25 protein-coding genes are annotated in these 24803 nt (G+C 76.8%); 12 read left to right on the top strand and 13 right to left on the bottom strand.

Annotation, left to right across the window (positions count from 1 at the left end):
* The first annotated feature begins 12 nt into the window (after positions 1-12).
* Entirely contained in the window at positions 13-714 is a 702-nt protein-coding gene (locus ACI79T_RS08250) for an alpha/beta fold hydrolase (RefSeq protein ID WP_456609562.1), read from the top strand.
* A 79-nt stretch (positions 715-793) separates the two neighbouring features.
* Here ACI79T_RS08250 and dapD read toward each other — a convergent pair whose 3' ends face one another.
* The gene (gene dapD, locus ACI79T_RS08245) at positions 794-1774 is read right to left on the bottom strand and encodes a 2,3,4,5-tetrahydropyridine-2,6-dicarboxylate N-succinyltransferase (protein ID WP_456609561.1); all 981 of its coding nucleotides are present in this window, start codon (positions 1772-1774) and stop codon (positions 794-796) included.
* Positions 1775-1847: 73 nt separating this feature from the next.
* Here dapD and dapE point away from each other — a divergent pair, with 73 nt between their 5' ends.
* From dapE to ACI79T_RS08220, 5 genes are read left to right on the top strand one after another with little or no spacing between them, the layout of a single operon-like run.
* Entirely contained in the window at positions 1848-2975 is a 1128-nt protein-coding gene (dapE, locus tag ACI79T_RS08240; protein ID WP_456609560.1) for a succinyl-diaminopimelate desuccinylase, read from the top strand.
* The gene (locus ACI79T_RS08235; protein WP_456609559.1) at positions 2972-3802 is read left to right on the top strand and encodes an LOG family protein; all 831 of its coding nucleotides are present in this window, start codon (positions 2972-2974) and stop codon (positions 3800-3802) included. Before dapE ends, ACI79T_RS08235 begins: the two co-directional genes overlap by 4 nt.
* Before the next feature lies 1 nt (position 3803).
* Positions 3804-4172 (top strand): DivIVA domain-containing protein, encoded by a 369-nt coding sequence (locus ACI79T_RS08230; protein WP_456609558.1) that lies wholly within the window; start codon positions 3804-3806, stop codon positions 4170-4172.
* Complete coding sequence (locus tag ACI79T_RS08225) at positions 4165-4647, top strand: SRPBCC family protein (RefSeq protein WP_456609557.1); 483 nt, start codon at positions 4165-4167, stop codon at positions 4645-4647. Before ACI79T_RS08230 ends, ACI79T_RS08225 begins: the two co-directional genes overlap by 8 nt.
* A 10-nt stretch (positions 4648-4657) precedes the next feature.
* Complete coding sequence (locus ACI79T_RS08220; RefSeq protein ID WP_456609556.1) at positions 4658-5560, top strand: DMT family transporter; 903 nt, start codon at positions 4658-4660, stop codon at positions 5558-5560.
* On the opposite strand, the gene ACI79T_RS08215 is transcribed toward ACI79T_RS08220, so the two are convergent.
* From ACI79T_RS08215 to ACI79T_RS08195, 5 genes are read right to left on the bottom strand one after another with little or no spacing between them, the layout of a single operon-like run.
* Positions 5561-7063 carry a glycosyltransferase family 39 protein gene (locus tag ACI79T_RS08215; protein WP_456609555.1) on the bottom strand — a complete coding sequence of 501 codons (1503 nt, stop codon included), beginning with the start codon at positions 7061-7063 and terminating at the stop codon, positions 5561-5563. It lies immediately after the preceding gene.
* Positions 7064-7086: 23 nt separating this feature from the next.
* Positions 7087-7593, bottom strand: coding sequence for a hypothetical protein (locus ACI79T_RS08210; protein ID WP_456609554.1), 507 nt, complete (start codon positions 7591-7593; stop codon positions 7087-7089).
* The gene (locus ACI79T_RS08205) at positions 7590-8828 is read right to left on the bottom strand and encodes a molybdopterin-dependent oxidoreductase (protein ID WP_456609553.1); all 1239 of its coding nucleotides are present in this window, start codon (positions 8826-8828) and stop codon (positions 7590-7592) included. Before ACI79T_RS08205 ends, ACI79T_RS08210 begins: the two co-directional genes overlap by 4 nt.
* Positions 8825-9496 carry a TIGR04282 family arsenosugar biosynthesis glycosyltransferase gene (locus ACI79T_RS08200; protein WP_456609552.1) on the bottom strand — a complete coding sequence of 224 codons (672 nt, stop codon included), beginning with the start codon at positions 9494-9496 and terminating at the stop codon, positions 8825-8827. The genes ACI79T_RS08205 and ACI79T_RS08200 overlap by 4 nt, the downstream gene beginning before the upstream one ends.
* Positions 9493-10146, bottom strand: a complete 654-nt coding sequence (locus ACI79T_RS08195) for a glycosyltransferase family 2 protein (protein ID WP_456609551.1) — start codon at positions 10144-10146, stop codon at positions 9493-9495. Before ACI79T_RS08195 ends, ACI79T_RS08200 begins: the two co-directional genes overlap by 4 nt.
* 92 nt (positions 10147-10238) lie before the next feature.
* Here ACI79T_RS08195 and ACI79T_RS08190 point away from each other — a divergent pair, with 92 nt between their 5' ends.
* Positions 10239-11606, top strand: coding sequence for a hypothetical protein (locus tag ACI79T_RS08190; RefSeq protein ID WP_456609550.1), 1368 nt, complete (start codon positions 10239-10241; stop codon positions 11604-11606).
* A gap of 10 nt (positions 11607-11616) precedes the next feature.
* Here ACI79T_RS08190 and ACI79T_RS08185 read toward each other — a convergent pair whose 3' ends face one another.
* Positions 11617-12681 (bottom strand): NAD-dependent epimerase/dehydratase family protein, encoded by a 1065-nt coding sequence (locus ACI79T_RS08185; RefSeq protein WP_456609549.1) that lies wholly within the window; start codon positions 12679-12681, stop codon positions 11617-11619.
* Positions 12682-12759: 78 nt separating this feature from the next.
* Between ACI79T_RS08185 and ACI79T_RS08180 the strand changes: the two genes are divergently transcribed.
* The 3 genes from ACI79T_RS08180 (at position 12760) to ACI79T_RS08170 (ending at position 15177) form a co-directional block, all read left to right on the top strand.
* Positions 12760-13311, top strand: coding sequence for a DNA-3-methyladenine glycosylase I (locus ACI79T_RS08180; RefSeq protein ID WP_456609548.1), 552 nt, complete (start codon positions 12760-12762; stop codon positions 13309-13311).
* A 103-nt stretch (positions 13312-13414) separates the two neighbouring features.
* Complete coding sequence (locus ACI79T_RS08175; protein ID WP_012947303.1) at positions 13415-13582, top strand: DUF3117 domain-containing protein; 168 nt, start codon at positions 13415-13417, stop codon at positions 13580-13582.
* A 104-nt stretch (positions 13583-13686) separates the two neighbouring features.
* Positions 13687-15177 (top strand): leucyl aminopeptidase family protein, encoded by a 1491-nt coding sequence (locus ACI79T_RS08170; RefSeq protein WP_456609547.1) that lies wholly within the window; start codon positions 13687-13689, stop codon positions 15175-15177.
* Between the two features lie 10 nt (positions 15178-15187).
* Here the strand turns inward: ACI79T_RS08170 and ACI79T_RS08165 are convergent, their stop codons facing one another.
* Positions 15188-15865, bottom strand: a complete 678-nt coding sequence (locus ACI79T_RS08165) for a class I SAM-dependent methyltransferase (RefSeq protein WP_456609546.1) — start codon at positions 15863-15865, stop codon at positions 15188-15190.
* Positions 15866-15995: 130 nt separating this feature from the next.
* Here ACI79T_RS08165 and ACI79T_RS08160 point away from each other — a divergent pair, with 130 nt between their 5' ends.
* Positions 15996-17459 (top strand): hypothetical protein, encoded by a 1464-nt coding sequence (locus ACI79T_RS08160; protein WP_456609545.1) that lies wholly within the window; start codon positions 15996-15998, stop codon positions 17457-17459.
* Between the two features lie 18 nt (positions 17460-17477).
* On the opposite strand, the gene ACI79T_RS08155 is transcribed toward ACI79T_RS08160, so the two are convergent.
* The 3 genes from ACI79T_RS08155 to ACI79T_RS08145 form a co-directional block, all read right to left on the bottom strand.
* On the bottom strand, positions 17478-18980 hold the full coding sequence (locus ACI79T_RS08155) for a phytoene desaturase family protein (RefSeq protein WP_456609544.1): 1503 nt from the start codon (positions 18978-18980) through the stop codon (positions 17478-17480).
* 58 nt (positions 18981-19038) lie between these two features.
* On the bottom strand, positions 19039-20703 hold the full coding sequence (locus ACI79T_RS08150) for a SpoIIE family protein phosphatase (RefSeq protein WP_456609543.1): 1665 nt from the start codon (positions 20701-20703) through the stop codon (positions 19039-19041).
* Positions 20704-20838: 135 nt separating this feature from the next.
* The gene (locus ACI79T_RS08145) at positions 20839-21924 is read right to left on the bottom strand and encodes a spore photoproduct lyase family protein (protein WP_456609542.1); all 1086 of its coding nucleotides are present in this window, start codon (positions 21922-21924) and stop codon (positions 20839-20841) included.
* An 85-nt stretch (positions 21925-22009) separates the two neighbouring features.
* Here ACI79T_RS08145 and ACI79T_RS08140 point away from each other — a divergent pair, with 85 nt between their 5' ends.
* Positions 22010-22786 (top strand): LamB/YcsF family protein, encoded by a 777-nt coding sequence (locus ACI79T_RS08140; RefSeq protein WP_456609541.1) that lies wholly within the window; start codon positions 22010-22012, stop codon positions 22784-22786.
* 4 nt (positions 22787-22790) lie between these two features.
* Here the strand turns inward: ACI79T_RS08140 and ACI79T_RS08135 are convergent, their stop codons facing one another.
* Positions 22791-23519, bottom strand: a complete 729-nt coding sequence (locus ACI79T_RS08135; RefSeq protein WP_456609540.1) for an ANTAR domain-containing protein — start codon at positions 23517-23519, stop codon at positions 22791-22793.
* A 70-nt stretch (positions 23520-23589) separates the two neighbouring features.
* On the bottom strand, positions 23590-24723 hold the full coding sequence (locus ACI79T_RS08130; protein ID WP_456609539.1) for a hypothetical protein: 1134 nt from the start codon (positions 24721-24723) through the stop codon (positions 23590-23592).
* Positions 24724-24803: the final 80 nt, after the last annotated feature.

Genomic DNA, 24803 nt, shown 5'->3' with positions numbered 1-24803 from the left:
CGGGTCGCCTCCGTGACGCTGGTGGCGCCGGTCTCGCCCTACGGCTTCGGCGGCACGGCCGGGCCGGAGGGGCGCCGTCTCGCCGAGGACGGTGCGGGCTCCGGTGGGGGCGCCGCCAACCCCGAGTTCGTCGCCGCGCTCGCTGCCGGCGACACGGGCACCGGCAGCCCGACGAGTCCGCGGTCGATCCTGCGGGCGTTCTACGTGGCGCCGGGGTCGCTGCCGCTGGACCCCGTGCTGGAGGACGTCTTCGTCGCCTCGATGCTGTCCACGCGCACCGGTGCCGACCACTACCCGGGCGACTCCGCGACCAGTCCGACGTGGCCGGGCGTGGCCCCGGGAGAGCGCGGCGTGCTCAACACGATGGCGCCGACGGTCATGGACGTGTCGGGGCTCGCCGAGCTGGCCGGCAGGCCTCCGGTGCTGTGGATCCGCGGGGACGCCGACGCGATCGTGTCGGACACCTCGGCGTTCGACCTGGCCCACCTGGGACAGCTGGGAGCCGTACCGGGCTGGCCGGGCGAAGAGGTCTGCCCGCCGCAGCCGATGGTCGCCCAGACCCGGGCCGTGCTGGAGCGTTACGCCGCGGCCGGGGGCGCCTACCGCGAGGTCGTCCTGCCCGGCGTCGGGCACTCCCCGCACGTCGAGCGTCCGCAGGAGTTCGTCGTGGCCCTGCTGGAGCACCTCGACGTCGCCACGGAGGCCGCAGCCTGACCTCCGCCGAGGCGAGGCATAGGAAGCTCTACCTGCGGCTCGGGTCGAGAAAGCGCAGGTATAGCTTCCTTTGCCTCGGTCAGTTGGCGTGCAGCTCGGCGTTGAGCGCGCCCCAGTCGCCGTCGCGCGGGAGCGCCTCGAGCGCGCCGCTGACGCTGTTGCGCCGGAACAGCAGCCCGTTGCGGCCGGAGAGCTCCTTGGCCTTGACCGCCGAGCCGTCCGGGAGGGTGACGCGGGAGCCGGCGGTCACGTAGCAGCCGGCCTCGACCACGCAGCCGTCGCCGAGGGAGATGCCGACGCCGGAGTTCGCGCCGAGCAGGCAGCCGCTGCCGATCGAGATCACCTGCGTGCCGCCGCCGGAGAGGGTGCCCATGATCGACGCGCTGCCGCCGATGTCGCTGTCGGCGCCCACGACCACGCCGGCGCTGATCCGGCCCTCGACCATCGAGGGCCCGAGCGTGCCCGCGTTGAAGTTGACGAACCCCTCGTGCATGACCGTCGTGCCCTCGGCCAGGTGTGCGCCCAGCCGCACCCGGTCGCCGTCGGCGATCCGCACGCCGGAGGGGATGACGTAGTCGACCATCCGGGGGAACTTGTCGACGCCGAAGACGGTGAGGTGGCCGACGGCGGCGCGCAGCCGGTGGGCGTTGAAGCCGGCGGCCTCGACCGGGCCCGCGCTCGTCCAGGCCACGTTGGTGAGCAGGCCGAACACACCGGTCATGTCCGCGCCGTGCGGCTGGATCAGCCGGTGCGAGAGCAGGTGCAGCCGGAGCCAGACGTCGTGGGTGTCCACCGGCGGTGCGGCGAGGTCGGCGATGACGGTGCGGACGGCGATGACCTCGACCCCGCGGGCCTCGTCGCGGCGCACCAGGCCGCCGTAGTCGGGGCCGAGCTCGCCGGACAGCTCGAGCGCCCCCAGCCGGGTGGAGCCGCTCGCCGCACCGGCGGGCGCACCCAGCCGGGGCTCGGGGTACCAGGTGTCCAGCACGGTGCCGGACGGGGTGACGGTCGCCAGACCGGCGGCTACGGCGGAGACGGGGGCGGACGCTGCGTCAGTCACGACGACGACGCTACCGATCGGCTGACCGCGCCGCGGCGGCCGGGCGGCGGCACGGGCCCTACGCTTCCTCGTCGTGAGCACCCTCCCGCCGCTGGACCTCTCCGCCGACGTCCTCGCGCTGACCCGCGCCCTGGTCGACGCGCCCTCGGTCTCCGGCAGCGAGACCGCGCTGGCCGACGCCGTCGAGGCCGCCCTGCGCGGGCTCGGCGGCCTGGAGGTGGAGCGCGTCGGCGACGCCGTGCTCGCCCGCACCAACCTCGGCCGGCCCACCCGGGTGGTCCTCGCCGGCCACCTCGACACCGTGCCGATCGCCGACAACGTGCCCAGCCGGCTCGACGAGGCCACCGGCCGGCTCTACGGCTGCGGGACCAGCGACATGAAGGCCGGGGACGCGGTGATGCTGCGGCTGGCCGCGGCCTTCGGCGGCCCCGGTGCCGCCCCCGCGCACGACCTGACGTTCGTCTTCTACGACAACGAGGAGGTCGAGGCGGTCAAGAACGGTCTCGGCCGGGTCGCCCGCGAGCGGCGGGGCTGGCTCTACGGCGACCTCGCGATCCTGCTCGAGCCGACCGACGGCGAGATCGAGGCCGGCTGCCAGGGCACGCTGCGCGCGGTGCTGGAGACCAAGGGCCGGCGGGCGCACAGCGCCCGCAGCTGGCTGGGGGAGAACGCGATCCACGGACTGGCCGGGGCGCTGGCGGCGCTGGCCGCCTACTCGCCGCGGGAGGTCGAGATCGACGGCTGCACCTACCGGGAGGGGCTGAACGCCGTGGGTATCGCCGGTGGGGTCGCCGGGAACGTGATACCCGACGAGTCGTCCCTCACCGTGAACTTCCGCTACGCGCCCGACCGTGACGAGGACGCCGCCGAGGCACACGTGCGCGAGGTCTTCGCCGAGGCGATCGCCGCCGGCGCCACGCTGACCGTCGTCGACAACTCCGGGGGGGCGCTGCCGGGGCTGGCCGAGCCGGCCGCCGCCGCGTTCGTCACGGCCGTCGGCCGGCCCGCGCGCGCCAAGCTCGGCTGGACCGACGTCGCACGGTTCGCCGCCTTCGGCATCCCGGCGATCAACTACGGCCCGGGTGACCCGCAGCTGGCGCACACCCGCGAGGAGCACGTCGTCGTCGCCCGGCTCCAGCCGGCCGTCGACGCGCTGACCGCCTACCTGTCCGGGAACCCCGTCACGAGGAGCGAGGCATGACCACCCCACCGAGCGACGAGCGCCGCGCCCGGCCCACCCGCCACCGCGGGCCGATCATGCTGCGGGGTGGCGAGCCCGACCCGCAGCGGCAGGGGTCGACCACCGACCAGCGGCTGCTCGACAAGCGGGGCCCCAGCGACTGGGTGCACACCGATCCGTGGCGGGTGCTGCGGATCCAGAGCGAGTTCGTCGAGGGGTTCGGGCTGCTGGCCGAGCTGCCGCGCGCGGTCAGCGTGTTCGGCAGCGCCCGCACGCCCCGCGACCACCCGCACTACGCGCTCGGGGTGGAGCTGGGCGCCGCGCTGTCCCGGGCCGGGTACGCGGTCATCACCGGGGGCGGCCCCGGTGCGATGGAGGCGGCCAACAAGGGCGCCTGCGACGCCGGCGGCATGTCGGTCGGCCTGGGCATCGAGCTGCCGTTCGAGCAGGAGCTCAACGAGTGGGTCGACGTCGGCATCTCGTTCCGCTACTTCTTCGTCCGCAAGACGATGTTCGTGAAGTACGCGCAGGCGTTCGTCATCCTGCCCGGCGGCTTCGGCACCTTGGACGAGTTGTTCGAGGCCCTCACCCTGGTGCAGACCCGCAAGGTCACCCGCTTCCCCGTCGTGCTCATGGGCAGCGAGTACTGGTCCGGCCTGCTCACCTGGATCCGCGAGACGATGGTCCCCGCGGGGACCATCGGCGCCGGCGACCTCGACCTGGTCACCGTGACCGACGACGTCGCCGAGGCGGTGGCGGTCATCCAGGCCGCCGAGGCGTCGCGCGCGGCCGGGGACAACGGCGGGGGGATGCGGGTGCCGATCGACACCCGCCCCTCCGACGCCTGAGGTGCTCTCCTTCGTCGTCTTCGTCGTCGCCGTCCTGCTGGTCGGCGGGGTGCTGTTCGTGGTGGGGGCGCTGCTGCTCGGGCGGGGGGAGACCCAGCCCCCGGCCGAGCCGGACCGCTCGCCGGTGCACCTGCCCGACGACCGCCCGGTCGTGTCCGACGACGTCCGCGCGCTGCGGATCGCGGTCACCCTCCGCGGCTACCGGATGGCCGAGGTCGACTGGCTGCTGGACCAGCTGGCCCTGACCCTGGACGAGCGCGACGCGCAGATCGCGGCGCTGCGGACCGAGCTGGCCGCGCGCGCCCACGAGGAGCGGCCGACCGACCCCGGGGTCGGATCGTCCGACGGAGAGGGGAGCCGGGATGCCTGAGCTGGTCGAGCGGGTCGAGGTCGCGGCGCCGCCCGAGCGGGTGTGGGCCGCGCTGACCGCCTGGACCCGCCAGGGCGAGTGGATGATCGGCACCGACGTGCGGACGGTCGAGGGGCCGGCGCAGGGCGTCGGTGGCCGGCTGGCCGCACGCACCGGGCTGCCGCTGCCCGGCGGCCGGCACGTCGGGCTGCTGGACACGATGGTGGTCACGACGTGGGACCCGCCGCGCCTGGTGGAGGTCCAGCACACCGGGCGGCTGGTGCGCGGCCCCGGCATCTTCGAGATCCAGCCCCGCGGGGAGCACAGCACCTTCGTGTGGACCGAGCGGCTCGACCTGCCCCTCGGGCGGCTGGGGCGGGTCGGCTGGGTGCTGATCAGGCCGTTCGCGCTCGTGGGCATCCGCTGGTCGCTGAAGCGCTTCGCGGCGTTCGCGCGCACCTTCGAGCCGGCTGCGGGGCCCGCGGGCGACCGATGAGGACGGGGCCGTGAGCCGACGGGGCTGGGTGCTGTTCGGCGCCATGTCGGTGATCTGGGGTGTGCCCTACCTGCTGATCAAGGTGGCCGTCGGCGAGGTGTCCCCGGTCTCGGTCGTCTTCGCCCGCTGCGTCGTCGGCGCCGTCCTGCTGCTGCCGTGGACGATCGCGCGGGGGCACCTGCGCCCGGTGCTGCGGCGCTGGAAGCCGCTGCTGCTGTTCACCGTGCTCGAGATGACCGCGCCGTGGCTGCTGCTGTCCTACGCCGAGCAGACCCTCTCCAGCTCGCTCACCGGGCTGCTGGTGGCGGCGGTGCCGTTCGTGGCGGCGCTCGCCGCCCGGCTGGCCGGGGAGGAGGAGCGGCTGACGCCGGTGCGGCTCCTCGGCATGGGGATCGGCGTCGTCGGCATCGCGGTCCTGCTGGGGCTGGACCTCGACGGCGCCCATCTCCTGCCGATCGCCGCCGTCGCCCTCGTGGTGGTGGGGTACGCGACCGCACCGCTGGTGGTCAGCCGCGCGCTGCCCGACGTGCCGGGCGTGGCCGCCGCCTCGATCGCCCTGGTCGTTACCGCGGTGGTCTACGCGCCGTTCGCGGTGCCGCGACTGGGACAGGTGGCCGACGCCTCGTCGGAGGCGCTGCTGTCCCTGCTCGCCCTGGGCGTCGTCTGCACCGCCGTCGCGCTGGGGTTGTTCTTCGCGCTGATCCGCGAGGTGGGCCCGCAGCGGGCGCTGGTGATCACGTTCGTCAACCCGGCGGTGGCCGTGCTCCTCGGCGTCTGGCTGCTCGGCGAGCCGTTCACCCTGGGTCTGGCGCTCGGGCTGCCGCTGGTGCTGGCCGGCTGCGTCCTCGCCACGCGGCGCAGCACCGCGCGCCCCGAGCCCAGCGTCACGGCCGTCGACTCGGCCGCCCGGTAGTCAGCCGAGCCGGCGCAGCTGCGGCCAGATCTCGGACCACGGCACCTGCCGGTCGCTCGCCAGCCAGATCGTCCGGCCCTGCTCGTCGTTGTCCAGCTCCACCCCGTTGTCGATGCGGCCGGCCGGCCGGACCTCGCCGAACCAGCGGGCCAGGTCCGCCGGGGGGAGCCCGACCACCACGGCGGCGTCGGCGCCCTCCGGTGGTGGGCCCCACGTCCAGTACGAGTTGTGCCCGCTGTAGGCCGGGCCCAGGGCGGGGGCGAACCGGTCGACGGCGCCGGCCTGCCCGTAGTTCCCGGTGAGGACGACGACCTCCGCCCCGGCGGGCAGCCCGGCCCGTGCCTGCTGCACGGCGGTGGCGAACCGCGGCCAGCCGACGGTCTCCCCGGCGTCGTAGTTCACCGCCGGCACCGGTGTGGCCGACAGCCAGCGGGCCGGGAGCACCGGCAGCATGAGGACCGCGGAGGCGGCCAGGCTCAGCGCCAGTGCGGGGACGAGGAGGCGCCGGGCCCCTGCGCCGCCCCGGCGGGCCCAGGCCAGCGCCGGGTCCGCGCCGGCCGCCAGCAGCAGCGGGTAGAGACCGGCCAGGTAGTACGGCTTGCCACCGGTGACGAGGAACAGCACGGCCAGGACGGCGTAGGCGACGGCGAAGCACCGCCACGGCGCCAGCGCGGGGTCGCGCAGCAGCCGCCACCACCCGGCCATCCAGACCGGGAAGAGCACCGGGCTGACCAGCACGAGCTGGAAGGGCAGGAAGAGGTACCAGGGCTCGCTGGTGCCCGAGCCGCCCGCGGCGATGGCCTCGGCCAGCGCCAGCTGCGGCCAGTCGTGCGTCGCCTGCCAGACCAGGTTCGGTGCCCAGACCGCCAGCGCCAGCGCACCGCCGGCCCACGGCCACGGCGAGCGGAGCACCGACCGGGGGCCGGCCAGCAGCAGCCCGAGCACCACGGCCGCCAGCAGGAACGCCGGCTGCACCTTGTTCTGCAGCGCCAGCCCGGCGACCGCCCCGGCGACCAGCCAGCTCGCGCCGCCGTCGCGCAGCGCCCGCACGAGCAGCCACGACAGCAGCGCCCAGAACAGCAGGTCGAAGGTCGTCGTCGAGAGCAGGTGGCCGACGGCCAGCAGGATCGACGAGACCGCCGTGCAGGCCGCCGCGAACAGCTGCGCACCCCGGCCGCCGCCGAACTCGCGGGCGAGCAGGCCGGTGAGCACGACGACCGCGCCGGCCGCCAGCGCCGACGGCAGCCGCAGCACGGTCAGGGAGCCCGGGGCGAGGGCGTCCATCGCGGCGGCCAGGAGCGGGGTGAGCGGCGGCTGGTCGACGTACCCGAGGGCGGTCTCGCGGCCGGCGCGGAGGAAGTACAGCTCGTCGCGGTGGTAGCCGTAGCGCCCGGCCAGGGCCAGCAGCAGCGCGGTTACGCCGGCGGCGAGGGCGAGCAGCGGCCCCCGGTGCAGCGCGGGCCGCACGGGGGTGGGCGTGCGCTCAGCGGTCCGGACGGCCACCGGCGGACCGTAGCGCCCGGAGGTCAGCCGCGGTGGGCCCGCCGCGTCCGCACCGCGGCCCAGACCGCGGAGACGGCGAGGACGCCGGCGACGAGCAGCAGCAGGTTCCGGCCGTAGTCCTGCGGCAGGAAGCCAGGCTCCGGCACGTTCCCCGGGTCGAGCACGAAGGGCAGGGCCACCAGCGTCAGCACCCCGCTCACCACCAGGCCCACCGCGATCGGCGCCCGGGCCGGCCGGGGGAGCAGGCGGGTCAGCACGGCGCCCGCGAGGAGGACCAGCGGGGCGATGACGACGTCGTGCAGCAGCGCGCTGCCGAGGAACCACGGCGCCCAGCCCGACAGCGGCACCCGGTCGCTCGCACCGAGCAGCCCGACGACCCCCCAGCCGACGGCGGCCAGGCCCGGGACCAGGAACAGCCACCGCCACCAGGGCGCGGCGGCCGACGCCAGCGGGCGGGCGGGATCGGAGGCGTAGGCATCCCGGCCGACCCGGCCGGCCGCGCGGTCGTCCCGCGAGATACCGGTGCTCATGCCGGCCGCACCCGGGCCAGCCACTTCGTCTGCATGGCGCCCGGCCGGTTGGGCGCGATCAGCCGCACCGGGAAGCCGTGGTCGAGGGCGAGCGGCTCGCCGCCGAGCTGCAGCGCCAGCAGCGTGCGCGGATCGGCGGCGTGCGGCGGCGCCACCACGCTCGTGCGGTACAGCCCGCCGGTCTGCAGCGACTCGACGACCACCTCGGTGCCGCGGGGCAGGCCGGCCTCCTCGAGCAGGTCGGCGAGGCGGACACCGGTCCACCGCCCGGACGCGCTCCAGCCCTCCACGCAGGTGATCGGCAGGGTCTCGGTGTGCTGCGGCCGCCGCACCAGGTCGGCGAGGGAGAGCTCCAGCCGGCGCGGGCCGTCGACGACCAGCCGGTACCCGGGATCGGTGGCGGTCTCGCGCACCCGGGCGGCGGCGGCCGTCTGGTTGACCGGCAGTCCCTGCGGCCCGACCGTGGGCAGCCGGGGCGCGAGGAGCGACACCGGCGCCAGCGCCGACACCGACTGCCCCACGGTGGTGAGGGTGACCGCGCCGACGCCCAGCCCGGCGGCGAGGACGAAGGCGCGGCGGCCGATCGCAGCCTCCTCCTCGGCGGCGTCGGCCGCTCCCAGCTCCCGCGCCTGCTCCGGTGCCAGCCCGGCCGTGGCCGCGGGCGAGCCCCGGCGGGCCAGGCCGCGCCGGATCTCCGGGGCCTTGGCCCCGACGTGCACCGCGACGGCGCCGATGGCGATCCAGCCGGTCCAGTAGTGCGCTACGGGGAAGAAGAAGCCGAACGGGTACCACTGCGCGATGTTGATCAGGCCGGTCACCAGCTGCATGGCCGCGGTGCCGACCAGCAGCAGGATCGACAGCCGGCTGACCAGCCGGGCGAGCGACCCGGCCGGCGGCCACTCGAACAGCAGCGGGTAGACCGTCCAGAGCTTCACCAGCAGCAGCGGGATCGCCGCCAGCCCGGTCGCCACGTGCAGGCCCTGCGTCAGGCCGTAGAGCCAGACCGGGGACGACGGCCAGGAGAACCACGCCGGTCCCGACTGGACCAGGTCGCTCACCAGCCCGGTCAGGAAGCACACCAGGAAGGCCAGCCCGAGCCAGACCCCCACCCGTGCCGAGCGGCGCTCGGAGTGCAGCGGGCTCGGGAAGGCCCCCGCGCGGAAGGGGCCGCGGCGCAGCCCCTCGGGCGGGTCGGGGATGCGGGCTCCCAGCAGCCGGTCCAGCCGGCCGGTCACGGCGTCGTCCCGAGGGCCTCGCCCAGCCCGGTCACCACCCGGTGGGTCCGGGTGCCGGGGCCGCACAGCGCGGCGACCGCGACGGCGTCGGGGAAGTGGTCGATGTCGGTGAGCACCGGCAGGTCGAGCACGGTCAGGCCGGCGCCCTCCAGCGCGGCGCGGGTGCGGACGGCGGTGTCCTCCCGGGACATGGGCACGGTGGTCAGCACCTGCGCAGGCTCCGGCGCGTGGAGGCCCAGGGCCCACCAGCCGCCGTCGGGGGCGCCGCCGAGCACGGCCGACCCGGGGCCGGCCGCCACCAGGCGGTCGAGGCAGTCGGCGAGCAGCTCCCCGGTCACCTGGGGAGTGTCCATCCCGATGAGCAGGGTGGGAAGCGCTCCGCCGGGGCCGGCCATGGCGTCGGCGAAGGCCGCCGCCAGCCGGACGCCGAGGTCGCCGTCGGTCTGCGGCACGACGACGCAGCCGGTCAGGTCGAGGGCGGCCGCGTCCCCGTCGAGCGCCACCACCCGGCGGGCCACCGGGGCCGCCCGGACCGCGTCGAGAGTGTCGCCGACCGCCGCCCCGGCGATGGCCGCCGCCTGCTCCGGCGTGCAGGGCGGCGTGAGCCGGGTCTTGCTGCGGCCGGGCACGGGCGCCTTGGTGATGACGAGCAGCTGGGTGCCGGTCACGACGAGAGCACCTGCCGCATGTCCCGGATGGTGCGCACCGTGCCGAGCACGGTGCCGGTGACCTTGGAGCGGGTGCCCTCGGCGCGTGGCGCGTAGGGCACGTCCACCTCGCGCACCCGCCAGCCCTCGTCGGCGGCGCGGGTGACCATCTCCAGCGGGTAGCCGAAGCGGCGGTCGGTGAGGCCGAGCCCGAGCAGGGCGGTGCGGCGGGCGGCGCGCATGGGGCCCAGGTCGTGCAGCGCCAGACCGGTGCGGCGGCGCAGCATGACGCCCAGCGCCACGTTGGCCACCCGGGCGTGCAGCGGCCAGGCGCTCCGCCGGGTCGGCCGGCGGCGACCGAGCACCAGGTCGGCGCTGCCGGCGAGCACGGGATCGGCGACCAGCGGCAGGTCGGCGGGGTCCATCGACCCGTCCGCGTCGCAGAAGCAGACGACGTCGTCGGTGGCCGCCTCCAGACCGGCGTGCGCGGCGGCGCCGAAGCCCCGCTGCGGCACGTGCACCACCGTCGCCCCGTGCGCGGCCGCGATCTCCGGCGAGCCGTCGGTCGAGCCGTTGTCGGCGACGATCGCGCGGTAGCCGGCGGGCAGCCGACCGAGCACCCAGGCAAGCGCGCCGGCCTCGTCGAGGCAGGGCAGGACGACGTCGGGCACGCCAGGACACAACCACGAACGCACCGGTCGCGCCCGCCGACGCCGCCGCTGCTGGTGGGCGGTTCCGCGGCCGGGGTCCTAGGGTCCGGCTGGTGACCGCGGCCCCTCCCGAGCTCCCCCGGGGAGCGGAGCGCCCCCCGCGGGATCGCCCGTGGCGCCCGGCGGCCGGCCTGCTGGTCGCGGTCCTGCTCGTCGGCGGGACGGCGCTGGTCGGCTGGCAGCTGACCCGGGGCGGCGTGGACCTGCACCTGATCGGTGGTCTCGTGCTGCGCGGTGCGTGGGACCCGCTGCTCTCCCCGCGGGTGCTCCTGCCCGTCGCGGTCGGGCTCGCACTCGTGCTGTGGGGGCCGGCCGCCGCCCGCCGGGCCCGGTGGCCGGTGCTGCTGGCCGGCTCGGCCGCGGCGACGGCCGGCTGGGCGATCTCCCTCGCCCTGGCCAGCGGGTGGGGGCGGCTGACCGAGCCGCTGGCCAGCCGGTACGAGTACCCCTACGACGTCGGCCGGGTGGGCGGGATCGGCGAGCTGCTGCGCACCTTCAACGCCTCCGTCCTCGCCGACTCCGCCGACCCGTGGACGACGCACGTGTCCGGGCACCCGCCGGGGGCGCTGCTCGCCTTCGTCCTCCTGGACCGGGCCGGCCTCGGCGGTCTGGGGTGGGCGGCGGCGATGTGCATCGCGGCCGGCGCGCTCGCGGTCCCCGCCGTGCTGCTCACGGTCCGGGCCGTGGCGGGGGAGGGCACGGCCCGGGCGGTGGCGCCCTTTCTGGTGCTGGCGCCGACGGCGCTGTGGGTGGCGACGAGCGCTGACGCGCTGTTCGCCGGGGTGATGGCCTGGGGCGTCGCCCTGCTGGCCACCGCCGCCGCGCGGGCGCCGGGCCGGGGTGCCGCCGGCTCCGCCCTGGGCGGCGGGCTGCTGCTCGGGCTGGCCCTGCACCTCTCCTTCGGGCTGGCGTCGCTGGGGCTGCTGGCCCTCGCCGTCGTCGTGGTGCACCGGGCGCGCCTCGGCTGGGGCGGGATGGTCCGCGTCCTGGCGGTGGCGGCCGCCGGGGTCCTCGTCGTCTTCGCGCTGTTCGCGCTCGGCGGCTACGACTGGTTCGAGGGGCTGTCCCTCACCGCGGAGCGGGTGCGCTCCGGGCCGTCCTACGCCGACCGGCCGCTGGCCTTCTTCCTCGTGGCGAACCTGGCCGCGGCGACCGTCGCGGCCGGGCCCGCGGCGGTCGCCGGGCTGGCCTGCCTGCGCCGCAGCCGGCTCGCCCTGCTCCTGGGTGCCGTGCTGGCCGGGCTGCTGGTCAGCGACCTCACCGGCCTCGTCCGCGGGGAGACCGAACGGATCTGGCTGCCGTTCACGGTGTGGCTGCCGGTCGCCGCCGCCTTCCTGCCGCCGCGGCAGACGCGGGTCTGGCTGGCGCTGAGCGCGGTCAGCGCCCTGGTGGTGGAGGTGGCGGTCCGCACCGAGTGGTGAGCCGCGTGCGTCAGCCGCGCGGGGCCGGGCGCAGCGGGGCGGTGGCGAACTCGCGCATGCCGTCGAGGAAGTCGACCTCGGCGCGGAACCCCAGTTCGGCCTCCGCCCGGGCGGGGCTGGCCACCACGTGCCGCACGTCGCCGAGCCGGTACTCGCCGGTCACCACCGGTGCCGGGCCGGCCATGGCGTCGGCGAGGGCCCGGGCCATGTCGCCCACCGTGTGCGGCCGTCCCGACGCCACGTTGCAGGCCCGCAGGGTCGACTCGGCGGCCGGGTGCTCGAGCGCCCGGAGGTTGGCCGTGGCCACGTCGGAGACGTGCACGAAGTCGCGCTGCTGGCCGCCGTCCTCGAAGACGGCGGGGGCGCGGCCGGACTCCAGGGCGCTGCGGAAGATCGACGCGACGCCGGCGTAGGGCGTGTCCCGCGGCATCCGGGGCCCGTACACGTTGTGGTAGCGGAGCGCGACGACGCTCCCGCCGGTGGCGCCGGCCCACGCGGCGGAGAGGTGTTCCTGGGCGAGCTTGGTGGCGGCGTAGGTGTTCCGCGGGTCCGGGGCGTCGTCCTCGGTCACGAGGTCCCAGGCCAGCTGCCGGCCGCAGCGGGGGCAGGGAGGCTCGAACCGGCCGGCGTCGAGGTCGGCGCGCCGTCGGGGCGCCGCCGGCACCGGTCCGTGCTCGGGGCAGGAGTAGCGCCCCTCCCCGTACACGACCATGGAGCTGGCCAGCACGAGGCGGCCGATCCCGGCCCGGGCCATGGCGGCCAGCAGCACCGCGGTGCCCAGGTCGTTGATGCCGGCGTAGAGGGGCATGTCCTGGACGTCGACCCCGAGGCCGACCATCGCCGCCTGGTGGCACACCGCGTCCACGCCGTCGAGCGCACGGTCCACGGCCGCGGCGTCGCGCACGTCGCCGACCTGCAGCTCCGCCCCCGGCGGCAGCGGCGGTCCGTCGGGGTAGTCGGGGTGGACGGCCGGCAGCAGGGCATCGAGCACCCGCACCTCGTGACCGGCGTCGTGCAGGGCAGCGGCGACGGCCGAACCGATGAAGCCGGCACCGCCGGTGACGAGGACGCGCACGAGCGGCGACGCTACTGGCGCACGGCCGGCCGCGCCGGTCGGACCAGGGCGTCGGTGGCCGGCGCTAGCGTCCGGTGCGTGCAGCGCTGCGCCTGGGCCACGAGCGCCCCCGAGTACGTCACCTACCACGACGAGGAGTGGGGGACGCCGCTGCGCGGGGACGACGCGATCTTCGAGCGGCTCACCCTCGAGGCCTTCCAGTCCGGGCTCTCCTGGATCACGATCCTCCGCAAGCGCCCCGCCTTCCGGACGGCGTTCGCGGGCTTCTCGATCGACGCGGTCGCCGCCTTCACCGCCGCGGACCAGGAACGGCTCATGGCCGACGCGGCGATCGTCCGCAACCGCGCCAAGATCGCCGCCGCCGTCTCCAACGCCCGGGCGGCGCAGCAGCTGCCCGAGGGGCTCTCCGCCCTGCTCTGGTCCTTCGCCCCGGGCGGCCCGCGGCCCCGTCCGGCCACCCTGGCCGACGTGCCGGCGACCAGCCCGGAGTCGGTCGCGATGGCGCGGGAGCTCAAGCGGCGGGGCTTCGTCTTCGTCGGCCCGACCACGGCGTACGCGCTCATGCAGGCCACCGGGATGGTCGACGACCACGTCGCGGACTGCTTCCGCGCATCACCCGCACGGGCCTGATGTTGGACGACGGCCGCTCATACGGGATCATTGCGGAAGCTCACAGCATCGGACACCACGCGGCTGCCTCCGGGCAGGCGCGTGGCTGGCGAAGGAGGCACGCATGGCGGCCATGAAGCCGCGCACGGGTGAAGGTCCCCTCGAGGTCACCAAGGAAGGGCGCGGCCTGGTCATGCGCGTACCGCTGGAAGGCGGCGGTCGCCTGGTGGTGGAGCTGTCGCCGGACGAGGCGGCCGCGCTGTCGGAGGCACTGAAGGGCGCGACCAGCTGACACCTCCCGCGAGCCTGCCCCCCGGCAGCCCCGCGCAGGACGACACGGCCCCGGCCGTCGGCACATCGCCGGCGACCGGGGCCGCGCCGTTCCCGCGGGTCGAGGTGCTGGCGGGGGTCCCGGAGCTGGGGCCCGACGACGTGCTGGCGGTGCCGGTCGCCACGGGTGCCGTCCTGCCGCCGTGGCTGACCGCCGCCGGATCGCCCGTGGTCGACCCCGGGCTGCTGACCGGTGCGCTGGCCGACACGGGCAACACCGGCCGGCCGCGCGCGTTCACGAACGTGCCGATCGCCGGCCGTCGGCCCCGCAGCGTGGTCGCCGCCGGCATCGGGAACGGGTCGCTCCCCGAGGTGCGCCGCTACGCGGCGACCGCGGTCCGCCGGGGGCAGACGCTGGCCAGGCACGGCGCCCGCCGGCTGGTCCTTCCCCTGGACGGGGCCGCCGCCCCCGCCGGAGCGGCGGAGGCCCGGGCCGCGGTGGAGGCGGCCCTGCTCGCCGGCTACCGGTTCCGGGACTCGTCGCGGGCGCACCCGCCCCGGCTGGGGACCGTCGCCGTCGTCCTCGCCGACGCCGACGACCCCGCGGTCGGCGCCGCCGTGCGCGCCGGGCAGGTGGCCGCCGGCGCCGTCGCCTGGGCCCGGGACCTGGTCAACACCCCGCCCAGCACCAAGACCCCGGCGTGGCTGGCCGACCGGGCCGTCGACCGGCTCGCCGGGCTGCCGCACGTCTCGGTCGGCGTGCTGGGTCCCCGGGAGCTGGCGGAGGGCGGCTTCGGCGGCGTCCTCGCCGTCGGTGGCGGCTCGGCGCGCCCCCCGGGAGTCGTCGTCGCGGCCTACCGGCACCCGGCCGCGGGGCCGGGGCACCCCGTGCTCGTCGGCTCGGGGACCACCTTCGACACCGGCGGGCTCTCGATCACCCGCTCCGCCGCCGTGCGGCACACGACGACCGACATGGCCGGCGGCGCGGCCGTCCTCGCCGCCCTGGACGCCGCCGCCCGGCTGGAGCTACCGGTCGCCGTGACCGCCGTCGTGCCGGTGGCGGAGAACGCGGTGTCGGGCTCGTCCTACCGCCCGTCGGACGTGGTTCGGCACGTGGACGGGCGCACGACCGAGGTGCGCACCACCGCCGCCGACGGACGCCTGGTGCTCGCCGACGCGCTGGCCCACGCCCGGCTGCACCTCGGCGCCACCGCGCTGGTCGACGTCGCCGTGCTGACCACGGCGGCGAAGGTGGCGCTCGGCGCGCGCACCGCGGCGCTGTACGCCACCACCGACGGGCTGGCGGCCGCCCTCGGCGAGGCGGGGGCGCAGGCCGGTGAGCCGGCCTGGCGGATGCCGCTGGACGACGAGTACGGCGCGCTGCTGGACAGCGCCGTGGCCGACACGACCGATGCGCCGGCCGGGCCGGGCGGGACCATGGCGGCGCTCTTCCTGCGGCCGTTCGCCGGCGACCTGCCGTGGGCCCACCTCGACATCGCGGGCCCCGCGCGGGCCGCGTCCGACGACGGGGAGCTGACGCGGGGCGGCAGCGGGTTCGGCACCCGCACGCTGCTGCGCTGGCTGGAGGCCGGCGCCCCGGTTTCCCGCCGGGACTGAGCCGGCCCCGTCAGACCGCGGGCGACGGAGGGCGCTGCAGGACCGCGAACCAGCGACCGCGCTCCGCCCAGGACTCGGTCAGGCGCAGCCCGGCGGCGGCAGCCAGCTCCTCGATCGCGTCGCAGCCGACGTGGGCCCAGTCGAACCACGCGCTGACCTCCCCGGCCCGTTCGAGCCGCAGGCGGGTGGTGCGCTGCCCGACGCCGGGCCGCTCGGTCTCCACGAGCACCAGGCCGCCGGGGGTGACCAGTGCCCGGCAGCGCCGGAGCAGCGCCGTCGGGTCCCCGCCGATCCCGATGTTCCCGTCGGCCAGCAGCGTGGTGCCCCACAGGCCCTCGGCGACGACCGGCTCGAAGACCGAGCGCCGGATCACCGTGGCGCCCGACCGGCGGGCCAGCCGCAGCGCCGTGGGGGAGATGTCGAGACCCACCGCGTGCACCCCGCGGCGGGCCAGCTCCGCGGCCAGCCGCCCCGGGCCGCACCCGACGTCGAGGACGGTGCCGCGGGCGCGGGCGAGGAAGCCCCCGTCGACGGCGTCGGCGTCGCCGGTCCACCGGTCGAGTGCACCGGCGAGCGAGAAGGTGCGGCCGTCGGCGTCCCGCACCGACCACGGCTCGGGCGCCGGGCCGCCTGCGGTCCCCGCGGACTGCAGCGCTGCCGCGTAGAAGTCGGTGGCTGCAGGAGGCATGGCGCATGGATAGCCAGGACCGGACGTGCTCAACCCAGTTGCGCCGGGACCTCGTGGCGGCGCGCCCCCGGCGACCCCGCTGGCCGAGCGCGGGCGGCCCGGGAGAAGCTGGTCGCGTGGTGGACGAGCGATGAGCGAGGACCAGGGGGTCGTGTTCCCGGCCGGGCCCGACGGACGGCGGAGCACCGCGGCGCTCGGCCGCGCCGTCGTCGCCGACGCGCTGCGGCCGGTCGACGCCGCCGGGGCGATGGCCGCCGAGCGGGAGACGAACTGGCGGGCGGGCTACCTGACCCACTTCCGCCGGCTGGTCGAGGCCGGGCTGACCTCGCCCGACGCCGCCCGGACCATCGCCGACGCCGGCCTGGTGGCGCTGCACCGGCGCATGCAGGTGGCCGGACCCGACGGCGAGAGCGGGCTGGGCGGGCTGGCCACCGCGCCCGCCGGCCGGTCGTTCGGGACCGCGTCGGTGACCGGGACCGCCGAGCCGGAGCGGGAGCTCTCGCTGCCCTTCCGCGGCGGGCGCCTGCGGGGTGACGCCCTGCTGCGCCGGCTGGACGGCTGGGTGGACGCCGGGGTGGTCGAGCCGTCGTGCGCGGAGGCGGTGCGCACGGTCGCGGCGCACCCGGAGTGGCTGTCGCTGCCCGACCGCACCGTCGTCGTGCTGGGCGCCGGCGCGGAGATGGGCCCGTTGACCGCGCTGCTGCGCTGGGGCGCGCAGGTGGCCGGGGTGGACCTGCCCCGCGCGCCGCTGTGGGAGCGGGTGCTCGGCACCGCCCGCGCCGGGGCCGGGACGCTGCTGGTGCCGACGGCGGACGCGGCACCGGACGCCGACCCGGCGCGGGCCGGCGCCGACCTGATCGCCGAGGTGCCCGCGGTCGCCGACTGGATCGCCGCGCTGCCCGGGAACCCGGTGCTGGGCAACTACGTCTACGCCGACGGCGCCACGAACGTGCGGGTGTCCGCGGCCGTCGACGCGCTCACCGTGCGGGTGGCCGCCGACCGCGCCGATCTCGCGCTGGCGTTCCTGGCCACGCCCACCGACGTCTTCGCCGTGCCCGCCGACGCCGTGGCGCAGTCGGTGCAGGCGTACGCGGGGCGGACCCGCACGGCCAAGCTGCTCGGCCGGCCGCTGCGCACGGTGTCGGGCGGGCGGCTGCTGCAGCGCGCCTACGTGCCCGGCACCGACCCGGGCATCGCCGACAGCCTGGTCGCCCAGCAGGGGCCGAACTACGCCCTGGCCAAGCGCCTGCAGCGGTGGCGGGCGACGGTCGCGCGCGCCGCGGGCAGCACGGTGTCGATGAACGTCGCCCCGCCGACGCGGACCCGGTCGGTGGTGAAGAACCGGGCGCTGGCCGCGGCCTACGCCGGTGCGCACCGGTTCGGCGTGGAGATCTTCGAGCCGGCCACGGCCAACGTGCTCATGGCCGCGCTACTCGTGCACGACCTGCACACCGGCGGGGGCCCGGCGCATGAGCACCCGTGGCAGGACGAGGCGTACGAGGCGGCGCACGGGGGACTCTGGCGCGCGGCCTACCAGCCGCGCAGCGCACTGGGCCTCGCCGCGCTGCTCGGCTACGGGGCCGCCCGCGGCTGAGGTGCCGCCGGCGCGGTGTCAGGCGGGGCCGACGAGGCCGGCGACGATCTCGGCCGAGAGCCCGACCAGGGGCAGGCCGCCGCCGGGGTGCGACGAGCCGCCGGTGAGGAACAGCCCGGGGATGCGGGAGGCGTTCGCCGGGCGCAAGAACGCCGCCCGTGACCCGTTGCTCGAGGTGCCGTAGATCGATCCGCCGACGCTGCCCGTGTCGCGTGCCAGGTCGGCCGGCGTCCGGGCCACCCGCCAGCGGAGGCGGTCGCGGACGTCGAGCCCGCGCCGGGCCATCACCTCCAGCACCCCGTCGGCGTAGTCCTCCGCCAGCCCGGGGGCGTCCCAGTCCACCCCGTGCGCGGGGTCGTGCCGGGGCGCGTTGACCAGCACGAACCACGACGAGCTGTCGGCGTCGGGCACCAGCGCCGGGTCATCGGGCGCGCTGACGTACACGGTGGGGTCGGGCACCGGGCACGGCCGGCCGGCGTACCGGCCGGTGCCGAAGACCGCGTCGAACTCCGCGTCGTAGTCGTCGGGGAAGAGCACGGTGTGGTGCGCCGGCGGCGGGGTCCGGCCGCGCAGCGCCAGCAGCAGCACGAACCCCGACAGCGACGGGGTGGCGCGGGCCAGGTCCCGTCGGACGCCGCGGGTGCGGGGGTCGGCGGGGAGCAGGTCGGTGTGCAGGGCGGCGGCGTCGACACCGGAGACGACGACGTCCGCGGGCAGCCGCTCGCCGTCGGCCAGCTGCACGCCCGCCGCCCGGCCGCCCTCCACCAGGACCCGGTGCACCGCGCAGCCGGTGCGCAGCACCGCGCCGTGCGCGACGGCCCGGTCGAGCACCGCGAGGCCGAGCCGGTGCAGCCCGCCCCGCACGTACCAGGAGCCGAAGGCCTGCTCGGCGTACGGGACGGTGGCCAGCACCGCCGGCGCCCGGCGCGGATCGGAGCCGGAGTAGGTGGCGTAGCGGTCGAGCAGCGTCCGCAGGTGGGGGTGGCTCAGCTGCCGGCGGCCGAGGCCGCGCAGCGACTGCCACGGCGCGATCGCCGCGACGTCGGCCGGGCGCCGGGCCAGCCGGGCCAGCGTGGTGGCGCCCACCAGGGGGGTGCGGAGGAACGGGCCCTCGCTGATCCGCCACATGGTCGCGGCCCGGTCCAGCAGCGCGCTCCACTCCCTGCCGGCGCCCGCGCCCAGCGCCTCGTCGAGGGCGGCGGGCACGGCGGCCGGCTGCCCGGGCACGGTCAGCCGGGTGCCGTCGGCGAAGCGGTAGGCGACGGCGGGGTCGAGCCGGACGAGGTCCACGGCGTCCTCGAGCCGGCCGCCGGTGGCGGCGAACAGGTCGCGGTACACCTGCGGCAGGGTGACCAGGCTCGGGCCGGTGTCGAAGGAGTGCCCGTCGCGGGCGAACCAGCCGAGCTTCCCGCCGACCCCCGGCGCCTGCTCCAGGACCGTGACCGCGTGCCCCAGGGCGGCCAGCCGGGCGGCGGCGGCGAGCCCGCCGAGGCCGGCACCCACCACCACGACCCGCGCCACCCGACCACCGTAGCCAGGCCGGAGGCGGGGCCGGCCGGTCCCGGGAGGTGCGGCCCCTTCAGCGGGGGACGGACAGCGCCAGGAGGGCGAGGTCGTCGTGCTCGTGCCGGGAGCCGGCCAGCTGCTCCTCCACCGCGGCGGACACCGCCGCGACGGTCTCCTGCGCGTCGCCGGTGGGCACTCCGGCCACCACCCGCAGCAGCGCGTCCTCGCCGAACTGGGCGCCGCTGTCGTCGCGGGCCTCGGTGACCCCGTCGGTGTAGAGGACCAGCGTCGCGCCGGGCGGGAGGAGGAACTCCACCTCCGGGAACGCCACGTCGGGATCGATGCCCAGCGGGCGGGCGGCCGTGCCCACCGCGTGCGCCCCGCCGTCGGGGCAGCGCAGCAGCGGCAGCGGGTGGCCGGCCACGCCCAGCGTCGCCCGGTGGCCCTCGGCCACCGGCTCGAGCAGCAGGCAGCAGGCGGTGACGAAGCGCAGCGGTGCGCTGCCCTGCTCGTGCAGCAGGGCGGTGTTGACCGCGGCCAGGATCTCGCCGGCGCTGCCCGACGACGCCGCCGCCCGCGCGGTGTGCCGGGTGACCGCCGTGACGGCCGCCGCCTCCGCCCCGGTCCCGCAGACGTCCGCGATGAGCACCATCCACCGCCCGTCGGGCAGCGGCATGACGTCGTAGGTGTCGCCGCCGACGAGCGCGGCCTCGCCGCCGGCCCGGTAGGTGGCCGCCAGCTCCATCCCGGGGATGGCGGGCAGGTGGGAGGGCAGCAGGCTGCGCTGGAGCGTGTCGGCCAGCTCGCGGACCACCGACTCGGCACGCAGGCGGGCGAGGAACTGGCCGATCTGCCGGCCGGCGTGCCCCAGCACCTCGAGCAGCTCGGGCGGGACCGGCCGGGCCTCGGTGGAGAAGAGCTCGCAGACCGCGAGCAGCGTGTCGCCGCCCAGCACCGGGAACGCCACACCGGTCCCCAACCCGTCCGCCCGGACCACGTCACGGCGGACCACCCGCGGGTCGGACCCGAGCTCCTCGGCGACGACCGGCTCCCGGTTCAGCCAGGCACGCCCGGGCAGCCCCTCACCACGGCGGAACACCCGGCCCGGGGCGTCGGCGGCCAGTGCCGGGACATCGGCCTCGGGGGCGGCCCACGTGGCGGCGTGCACCAGCCGTCCGTGCTCGGGGTCGGCCTGCCACAGGAGGGCGGCGTCCCAGTCGAGCTCGGTGCAGAGCGTGGGCAGCAGCTGGCGGAAGGCGACGTCGGCGTCGCGCGCCTCGGTGAGCGCCGCGGTGACCCGGAGCGTCGCGGCCAGGTAGCGGCTGACGGCGAACTGCCGCTCCAGCAGGATCGTCGTGCTCGCGTCACGCAGGACGGCGACCACCAGCGCGTCGTCCGGCGAGGCCCCCTCCGTCGGGGTCACGCGGGACAGGGTGAGATCGACCGCGACCTCGTGGCCGGCCGCGTGCAGCGCCGGCAGCTGCGTCGTCGCGCCGACGAGCTTGCCCACGCCCGTGGCGCGGTACCGGGAGAAGCCGTCGTTGTGCCCGCTGCGCAGCCGCTCCGGCATGAGCACCTGCAACGGCCGGCCGACCAGCGCCGCCGGGTCGTGGCCCAGCAGCACCGTCACAGCCGGGCTCACGTAGGCGATCCGCCCGTCACCACCGGCCACGACGACCGTGTCGGGCAAGGCCGCCAGCAGGGTCGCCGCGGGCACCCCGGAGGTCGACTCGGGCACCGTTCCCCCTCGACCAGAACTCTCCGACGGGGCGTCAGAGCCCCGTCACAGCGCTCACTCTCTCACACAGCGGGTGAGGGCGCGGACACGAACCGTCGATATGTGGCCATGTCGACATCGCGACACGGCGACCGGTCAGAACGCGTACCGGATGTCCAGCCACGGCGCGTGCCGGGCCACCAGCTCCCGCAGCCGGGCGACCGCCGCCCGCTTGACCCCGGCCCGGTAGCGCACGTTGTCCTGCCCGTTCTGGCTGCGCTTGGGCTCCTGCAGGTCGGGCCGCCACAGCAGCTGCTCGGCGGTGGGGTGCCACCCGAGGTTCACCTCGTGCAACGCCTCGTTGTGGGTCAGGAAGATCACCTCGGCGGCGGCCTGCGCCTTCGCCGCGGCCCCGAGCTCGTCGTCCAGACGCTCCAGGAGGCCGCCCCAGTCCTCCTCCCAGCCCGGGCGCAGCACGACGGGGGAGAGGTTCAGGTGCACCTCGTACCCGGCGGCCACGAAGTCGTCGACCGCGGCGATCCGGTCGGCGACCCGGCTGGTGCGGACGTCGAGCACCCGGGCGTCGTCGTCGGGCATGAGCGAGAAGCGCACGCGGGTGCGGCCGGCCGGGTCGAGCTCCAGCAACCCGCGGTTGACGTACTTGGTGGCGAAGGACGCCTTCGCCGTCGGCAGGTCCCGGAACGTGGTCACCAGGTCGGCGACGTTGTCGCTCACCAGCGCGTCGACGGAGCAGTCGCTGTTCTCGCCGATGTCGTACACCCAGCTGGCCGGGTCGCACTGGTCGGGCTCGACCTTGGAGCCCTGCCGGGCCACGTGCCGGCGCAGGTGCGCGGTGATCTGCTCGATGTTGGTGAACACGGTGATCGGGTTGGCGAACCCCTTCCGCCGCGGCACGTAGCAGTAGGCGCAGGCCATCGCGCAGCCGTTGGCCAGGCCCGGCGCGATGAAGTTCGCGGAGCGGCCGTTGGGCCGGGTGGTGAGCCCCTTGCGGACGCCGAGCACCAGCGTCTCGGTCTTCACCCGCACCCAGCGGTCGACGTTCCCGGCGTTGCCGTGCAGCTCGGGGATCTGCCAGTGGCTCGGCACCTCGACCACCTCGGCGTCCGGGAACCGGCCCAGGACCTGACGACCCCGCGGGGAGTCCGCCGCCGCGGGCTCGGCGTAGACGCGGCGCACCCGGAGGAGGTGGTTGGGCGGCATCGGTGCCGGCGGCGGCCCCACGTCGAAGAGCGTGAGTGGCTCGGCGGCTCCCATGGCAGGTGCAGCGCCGCCGGGCCGCTCGCCATTCCGGTGCGAGACTGCCCCGGTGAGCGCACCGGACCCCCGCCGCATCGACCTCAACGCCGACCTCGGGGAGGGGTTCGGCGTGTGGCGGCTGGGCGACGACGACGCGCTGCTGGAGGTCGTGAGCAGCGCCAACGTCGCCTGCGGCTTCCACGCCGGCGACCCGGTGACGATGCGCCGGGTGTGCACGGCCGCCGTGGCGGGCGGGGTCGCGATCGGCGCGCAGGTGTCCTACCGCGACCTGGCCGGGTTCGGCCGCCGGTTCGTCGACGTCGCGCCCGACGAGCTGGCCGCCGACGTCCTCTACCAGCTGTCCGCGCTCGACGGCATCGCCCGGACGGCGGGTGGGCGGGTGTCCTACGTCAAGCCGCACGGGGCCCTCTACAACGCGGTCGTGCACCACGCGGACCAGGCGCGGGCGGTGGTGGCGGCCGTCGCCGGCTACGACACCGGCCTGGCGGTGCTGGGCCTGCCCGGGTCGGCGCTGCTCGTCGGCGCGGCGGCGGCCGGGCTGCCGACCGTGGCGGAGGGGTTCGCCGACCGCGGCTACGCCCCGGACGGCACGCTGGTGCCGCGCGGGGCGGCGGGCGCGCTGGTGCACGACCCCGCCGCGGTGGCCGAGCGGGCCGTCCGCATGGCTCTCGACGGCACCGTCGTGGCGGTGGACGGCAGCACCGTGCGGGTGGACGTGCGGTCGGTGTGCGTGCACGGGGACACCCCGGGCGCGGTGGGGCTCGCGCGGGCGGTGCGGGGCGCGCTCGAGGCCGCCGGTGTCCGGGTCGGCCCGTTCGCCGGCTGAGGCGTCAGTCGCCGCGGCCGAGGTCCTCGATCCGGCGGCGGCCGGTCAGGAGGTCCGCGGCCACGTCGTCCACGGAACGCCCGGACGTGTAGGCGTCGGTGCGCATGCGCGCCAGCGCCTCGGCGGGGTCCACGTCCAGGGCGACGCTGACCCTGCCCATGGCCTCCCAGACCGCGGCCCGCCGGCGCGGTGCCGACCCGTGCAACCAGCCGGGTCCCTCCGCCGGCGTCCAGGTCGACCACATCGCGGCGTCGCTGAGCGACGAGGTCACCAGCTCGCCGACGGCGACGGCCTCGAACACGTCCAGCTCGGCGACCGCCGAGGCGCGCGTGAAGAACAGGTCGAGCGCGCCGTCGCCCGCGGGCCCCGGCTGCAACGGCAGGGCGACGACGGCCCGGAACGGCGTCCCACCGAGCAGGAGGTCGGCGAACATGGGCCAGCGTCGCCGCAGGTCCTCCTCGACGGCGAACACCGGCTGCCCGGAGGCCTGGGAGGTCAGGCACGGGCCCTCGCCGACGGTGAACTGCATCCGTTCGGCGCTGGACGCCGCAGGGCTGCTGGCGCCCAGCGGAACGCGCCGGCCGGTGCCGTCGGCCAGGCTCAGGCCGGCGCCCTCGACCCGCAGGATCGCGGCGCACGCACGGCTGAGCCGTACCGGCAGCAGCTCCGATCCGGCCAGCGCCGGATCCGACTCGCGCGCGAGCGCGGCCTCGAAGCGGCCTCCGATGGTCACGCCCGATTCTCCGCCCGGCAGGTGTGATCTACATCTCGATGTGCCGCGGTGCCGGAACCGGTCCGGCCGGTCACCCGGCCGCGCCTCCGGGCCGGTAGGTGTAGGCCGCTTCGCGCACCGTCTCGTCGGTCTCCAGTCCCGCTCCCAGCGCACCCCCGACGGTGGCCAGCGAGCTGGTCAGCCAGGCCAGCTCCAGGTAGTCCGACAGGTGCGCGGGGTGCCCGAGGCCCTCGGCGAAGAGCGGCTCCACGACGAGCAGCAGCCCGCCGAGCAGGGCGAGCACGAACAGCGCCAGGTACAGCGAGAGCACGCCGATCGTCACCGTGGCCACGGTGGCGATGTTGAACAGCACGACCTGCTTGCGCACCCGCCGGTTCCGGGGTCGCTCCCACATCTGGGCACCCACGACGAGCGTGCCGGCGATGGCCACGACCGAGCCGACGGCGACGAACGCCAGCCGCCAGCCGCCGAAGGCGTCGGCCAGCCGCCAGATGTCCGGGGTGATCAGGGCGAACACGCCGGCGGCGATCGCCGCGGTCAGGGCGCGGGAGAGCCGGATCGCCAGCCGCCACGGCCGGTTGGCCCGCACCATGCCGCCGAGCAGCCGCAGGTTGCCCGACAGCACCCGGGCGGTGAACCGGACCCCGTCGGTGGTGTCCGCGGGGTCGGTGGCCAGCTGCCGCAGCCGCAGGCCGAGCGCGGCGCGGTCCCCGGGGTCCGCGGGGTCGTCGGCGCCGTCGCTCACCAGTGCCTGGACCAGGCCGACCGCCGCCTCCACGGCGCGGCGGCGGCGCCCCACGGCGCCGAGCGCGGGCAGCGAGAGCACCCCGACCCCGTGCACCGGGCTGGCGTGGCCGACCACCGGGCGCCGGGACACCTCCAGCGGGACGTCGGTGAAGCAGAGCGCGAGGTCCCAGTCGGCCGACAGCAGCCGCTCGCGGGTGGCGGCGACCAGCTCGGCGTCGTCGGCCGGCGGCTGGACCAGACCGTCCTCGACCACGGGGACCTGCCAGGTGACTTCCGGGTGCCGGGCCGCCAGCTCCGCGGCCAGGTCGGCGGCCACTCCCTGGGCCAGCTCGGCCGGGGTGCCGGGCGCGGCGACCAGCCCGACCACGACGGCGGGTGCGGCGCCGTCCGCGACCGGTGCCGTCCCCGTCGTCTCCACCGGCAGGGGGTCCGGGCCGGCAGCGGTCGACGAGGTCACGACGGGCCAGCATTCCACCGGGGTGCGGACCGGGCGACCGCAGTGCCGCGGCGACGGTCCTGGTCATCCGGCCGGGTGAC

The organism is Blastococcus sp. SYSU DS0619, from assembly GCF_054051035.1.
Note: the sequence above shows the minus strand (reverse complement) of the source record. Positions and strands in the feature narration are given on the sequence as shown.